This is a genomic window from Micromonospora sp. ABR4_055 (assembly GCF_056160425.1).
Genome location: NZ_JBSWXD010000267.1, coordinates 1 through 4,696, shown reverse-complemented (window position 1 = coordinate 4,696; position 4,696 = coordinate 1). Strand labels below are relative to the sequence as shown.

Sequence of the window (4,696 nt, the reverse complement as noted above, 5' to 3'; positions counted from 1 at the left end):
TTTTTCTTTTCCCCCCCCCCCCCCCCCCACGCGGGGACGTTACGGGTCAGCCGTTGGCCGCGATGTCCTGCACCAGGTGCACCAGCGTGCGCACCGGTACGCCGGTGCCACCCTTGCTCCAGTAGCCGAACGGCTCGCCGGCGTGGTAGGCCGGGCCGGCGACGTCGAGGTGCGCCCAGGCGACCCCCTCGCTGACGAACTCGCGGAGGAACACCCCGCCCTGCAGCATGTGGCCGGCCCGGTCCATCGCCGAGTTCACCTGGCAGATGTCCGCCACCTCCGACTCCATGCCCTTGCGGACGTCGTCGGGCAGCGGCATCGGCCAGGCCGGCTCACCCACCGCGTCCCCGCCGGCCCGTACCCGGGCACACAGCTCGTCGCTGCCCATCACCCCGGCCATCCGCTTGCCCAGCGCGACCACCTGCCCGCCGGTCAGCGTCGAGGTCTCCAGCAGGTAGTCGCAGCCGTCCGCGCAGGCCCGGGCCATCGCGTCGGCGAGCACCATCCGGCCCTCGGCGTCGGTGTTGAGCACCTCCACCCGCTTGCCGTCGAACATGGTCACCACATCGCCGGGCCGGTACGCGGTACCCGACGGCATGTTCTCCGCCATCGGCAGGTACGCGGTGACCGGCACCGACGGCCGTAGCGCGGCGATCGCCAGCATCGCCGCCCCGACGGCGGCCGCACCGGCCATGTCCGACTTCATCTCCCACATGCCCTGCGCCGGCTTGATCGACACGCCGCCGGTGTCGAAGGTGATGCCCTTGCCGACCAGCGCGACCCGTGGGGCGTCCGGGGCCGCCTCCGGCGGGGTATAGGAGACGATCACCAGCCGGGGCGGTGCGGCCGAGCCGCCGCCCACGGCGAGGATCCCGCCGTAGCCCCCGTCGATCAGCGCCTGCTCGTCCAGCACCTGCACGGTCAGCCCGGCAGCGACCGCCGTGTCCCGTACCGAATCGGCGAACGCCGGTGGCCGCAGCTCGTTCGGCGGGGTGTTCACCCAGTCTCGGCAGGCGATCACCGCCGCGGCGACCGCCTCCGCCCGGGCCACCTCGGCCTGCACCGCGGGGTCGGCGGCGTCGGTGACGTGCAGGGCGATCGAGGCGACCGGTGCTCGTCGGCCCGGCTGCGGCCGGGTCTTGTAACCGGCGAACCGGTAGCTACCGAGCAGCGCGCCCTCGGCGACCGCGCGCAGTGCCGCCGGCCCGTCCGCGTCATCCGGGACCGGCAACGCCACGGCGACCCGCGAGGTGCCGGCGAGTGCCCGTACCGCCGCGCCGGTCGCTCGGCGCAGCGTCTCCGGGGCGGGCGCCGCGCCGGTCGGCTCCGGACCCAGCCCGACCGCGACCAGCAGCGGCGGCCCGACCGTACCGAGCGTGGCCAGCTTGATCACTTCGCCGGCGGCGCCGGTGGCGCCGAGCAGACTGAGGGCCTCGGTCAGTCGACCCTCGAACGCGACCGCGATGCTCTCCGCCCCGGTCGCCAGCAACAGGGCGGGCGTCGTGCCCGGCGTGCCGTCCGCCGCCGCCTGGTCTGCGTCCGGCTGGTCCTGACTGTGTACGCCGATCACCAGCGCGTCGACGGCCAGCTCAGCGGGGTCGGTGTCGACCAGGTCCAGGGTTGTGGTGGTTGATGTCACTCGGCGTCTCCGGCAGCTGGGCCGGTCGGCTTGTGGCGACCGGCGGGTTGGTCTCCGGCGCAACTTGCTCCGCCGGACGGGGTGGTGCCCCGCCGATGCTAGCCACCTGCGGGTCCGCCGGTAAGTTGCCTCCCATGACCGAGGTGACCATGACCGGGGACGGCGCGCCGCGCAGATCCCCGCTGCACGACCGGCACGTCGCGCTCGGCGCGAAGTTCGCGGCCTTCGGCGGCTGGCAGATGCCGCTGGAGTACGCCGGCGGCGGCGTGCTGCGCGAGCACGAGGCGGTGCGTGACGCCGTCGGCGTGTTCGACGTGTCGCACCTCGGCAAGGCCCGGGTCACCGGACCCGGCGCGGCGGCGTTCGTCAACACCTGCCTCAGCAACGACCTGGACCGGATCGCCGCCGGTTCGGCCCAGTACACGCTCTGCTGTGACGACGCCACCGGCGGCGTCGTCGACGACATCATCGCCTACCGGTACGCCGACGACCACGTGTTCCTGGTACCCAACGCGGCGAACACCGGCGAGGTGGTCGGCCGGCTGCGGGCGGCGGCGCCCGGCGGGGTCACGGTTACCGACGAGCACACCGGGTACGCCGTACTGGCGGTGCAGGGACCGGCCTCGGCCGGACTCCTCGCCGATCTGGGGCTGCCCACCGGGCATCCGTACATGAGCTTCGTCGCCGGTCGGCTGGCCGGCACCGAACTGGTCGTCTGCCGCACCGGGTACACCGGCGAGCACGGCTACGAACTGGTGGTGCCGGCCGAGGCGGCGGGCCGGGTGTGGGACCTGCTGCTGGCCGCCGAGACACCGATCGCCGCGCGGGCCTGTGGGCTGGGCGCTCGGGACACGCTGCGCACCGAGATGGGGTACGCGCTGCACGGCCAGGACCTGACGGTGGCGGTCACCCCGGTGCAGGCCCGGCTCGGCTGGGCGGTCGGCTGGCGCAAACCGGACTTCTGGGGTCGGACCACACTGCTGGCGGAAAAAGCAGCCGGGCCGGCCCGGCTGCTGCGCGGTCTGCAGGCCGTGCAGCGGGCCATCCCGCGACCCGGCATGGCCGTGCTGCTCGACGGAGCGCAGGTCGGTGCGGTGACCAGCGGTACCTTCTCGCCGACCCGCAGGGCAGGTGTCGGCCTGGCTCTGCTGGACACCGCTGCGGTGCCGACCGACGGTGTCGAGGTGCAGGTTGACGTGCGCGGCCGACACGCGCCGATGCGGGTGGTGACCCCGCCGTTCGTACCGTCGTCGGTGCGTTGACTGCCCGCTGCGCTGACGGCGTCCCGGCTCAGCGCCCGACCGGACCGCTCACCGCCCGGTCGGGCCCCGGTCGCCCTGATCGAGTACCGACTCGGTCCAACCACCCTCCACCATTCGGTCGCCGCTGATCAGCGCCCAGTCGACCACGTCCGCGGCGTCCACCTCGACCGGGCTGCCGACCCGTACGGTCGGGTCGCAGACCGCGTCGACCGTGCTGGCCGCGTGGATCCGGCCGGGATGCGGCCAGCCGGTGACGTTGGCCCATACGTACTCGTGGCCGTCCGGCGCGGTGAGACCGTACTTGACCAGCAGTTGACCGCCGAGCGCGCGGGCGAGGTACCGGGCCCGGACCTCGCCCAGCGACCGGCGGGCGGTGGTGATCGCCTGTGCCATCGCGTCGCTGCGCCGGGCGTAGTGGATCTCCGGCTGCCCGGCGCCGAAGAGCTCGCCGCAGACCTGGGTGAAATAGTCCCCGGCGTCGCTGTCGGCGACCTGCGGCGGCGGGCGGAGGGTGAGGAAGGAGTCGGCCTCCGGATCGGTCGACGGGTCCAGCACGATCCGCAGCAGCGCCGAACCCGCCGAATCGTGCCGGTCCTGGTTGCCGTACGCGACGGCGATGTCGTGGCCGGACACCGGCAAATTCACCGGCAACTGGACGAAGGCCGGCGGCTCCGGTTCAGCCAGGGCCTCGGTCCAGATCCGCAGCAGCCGGCGGGCGGTCCCGGTCATGATCGCCCCCCAGGCCCGGACGAACCTCGGCGGCACCTGCTGCGCCTGCAGCTCCAGCAGCCCGAACCGACGCAGCCCTTTCGTGGTGAACCAGAGCCCGTCGTCGTCGGGGGAGTAGGGCACCAGGATCCAGTCGACCAGGCGGATCCGGCCGTCGGCGTCGGGCAGCGACCGCAACGCACCCGCCGGGTCGAGGAACTGCAGCCCGAACAGGTCGATCAGGTCGACGTCGAGGGCGTCGGCCAGCGCCGCGCCGACCGCCCGCGCGGCCCACTCATGCGCCGGCGGCCAACCCGGCCGGTAGTTGGCCTGGACCACGACACAACGCTGTGCGGTGCGGAGTCGGGCCAGCTGACCGCCGGTTGCCCCGAACGCGGCCAGCAGATCCGGCGGCAGCTCCGGCAGCCGGTCGACCGGGCGGGTCTGCACGGTCATCAGCGGACTGCCGAGCATCTGTCGGGTCAGGTCGCGCACCGGTCGGGGCAGCCGGTCACCGAGCCAGTCCACCGCGTCCAGCGCCTCCGGTACAGCCGCGTCCGGCGGTACCACCGGGACCAGGTACGTGGCGGCCAGCGACTCCGGGACCGGCACTGGCAGCAGCAGGTCGTCCGAACTGGCGGCCATAGGTGCTCCCTGCTCCCCGGGTCGTGCGTCGCTGGCGAGGTGAACGCTACCCGGCACCGGACCCGTGGCGGCCGAGGTTGCCGATCGCCGTGGCCCGTTGCCGACGGCCGGTCGGGGTGCGGCCGGCACCGCCGGTCACCTGACACCGGGTCACCGCACGGTTACCAGGCCCAGGTAGACGGCGGTGGTGGTGAATTCGACCCCGGCACCCAGCACATCGCCGGTGATCCCGCCGAACCGGCGTACCAGATGGCGCAGCCAGGTCTGCCACAGCAGCACGGCGCCCAGCACCACCAGCGGCCCCTGCCAGGGTCGGCCGGGTACGGCGGCGACCGCCACGGCGGCGACCAGGACCGTGCCGGCCGCCAGCAGCGGCCACCGCTGGGTGCCGGCCACCAGCGCGCCGAGCCCGTCCGGTCGGGCGGCCGGCACGGCCTGGCGG

At 73.9% G+C, this 4,696-nt stretch carries 4 protein-coding genes; 1 reads left to right on the top strand and 3 read right to left on the bottom strand.

What is annotated here, in order from left to right:
• Positions 1-46: 46 nt before the first annotated feature.
• On the bottom strand, positions 47-1,639 hold the full coding sequence (locus ACXAHD_RS31465) for a leucyl aminopeptidase (RefSeq protein WP_281550770.1): 1,593 nt from the start codon (positions 1,637-1,639) through the stop codon (positions 47-49).
• Between the two features lie 134 nt (positions 1,640-1,773).
• On the opposite strand from ACXAHD_RS31465, the gene gcvT reads away from it, so the two are divergent.
• Positions 1,774-2,901, top strand: a complete 1,128-nt coding sequence (gene gcvT / locus ACXAHD_RS31460; protein ID WP_281550769.1) for a glycine cleavage system aminomethyltransferase GcvT — start codon at positions 1,774-1,776, stop codon at positions 2,899-2,901.
• A gap of 48 nt (positions 2,902-2,949) precedes the next feature.
• Here gcvT and ACXAHD_RS31455 read toward each other — a convergent pair whose 3' ends face one another.
• Both ACXAHD_RS31455 and ACXAHD_RS31450 read right to left on the bottom strand, forming a co-directional pair.
• Complete coding sequence (locus ACXAHD_RS31455) at positions 2,950-4,254, bottom strand: DUF2314 domain-containing protein (protein ID WP_281550768.1); 1,305 nt, start codon at positions 4,252-4,254, stop codon at positions 2,950-2,952.
• 150 nt (positions 4,255-4,404) lie between these two features.
• The coding region (locus ACXAHD_RS31450; RefSeq protein WP_475055066.1) for an adenosylcobinamide-GDP ribazoletransferase at positions 4,405-4,696 on the bottom strand (292 nt) is incomplete at its 5' end.